Below are 521 nucleotides of genomic sequence, written 5' to 3' on the forward strand. Positions count from 1 at the left end.
CGGTACAACGTAAAGCACTGCTTTCTCAAGTAATGCACGGGCAACCGTATCGTTTTCATCCAGCAGACGCTGAATCATACCTTCCATAAACCACTCGGCCATGGTTTCGCCCGGATGCTGACGCGCGATCATCCAGATTTTCTTTTTGCCTTCTTCTGGCTCACCAAAAGTCAGTAGGCTCATGTCGTTACCATCTAGGGTATGACCCAGTGTATCTAGCTTGCAGTGGTGCGCGCTTTGCGCCATGTGCAGTAGATCGAGATGGCGATCATAAGTGTACGGTGCAAAGTATGCGAAATAGATAGAGCTGCGCTCTGGGATCACAGTAAACGTTAATGTGTCACCATCAAATTCAGCAGGAATACGGAACCATTCTTCACGGTCATAAGACGCAACAACGTCGTAACCTTGCCAACCTTCAGGGTATGCTGACTTCGCTAGATCGAGCAGTTTGATGGTGTGTGACTGCTCTGCTTCAGTTTCTAAGCGGAAGTGGAACCATTGGTAGAATTCCGACATGT

General features: G+C 48.4%; 1 protein-coding gene. It reads right to left on the reverse strand.

What is annotated here, in order from left to right:
* Nucleotides 1-521 (reverse strand): M14-type cytosolic carboxypeptidase (locus R7O13_RS30810; RefSeq protein ID WP_318305711.1); only part of this gene is annotated, 521 nt, incomplete at both ends.

This window comes from Vibrio sp. Y176, assembly GCF_033438945.1.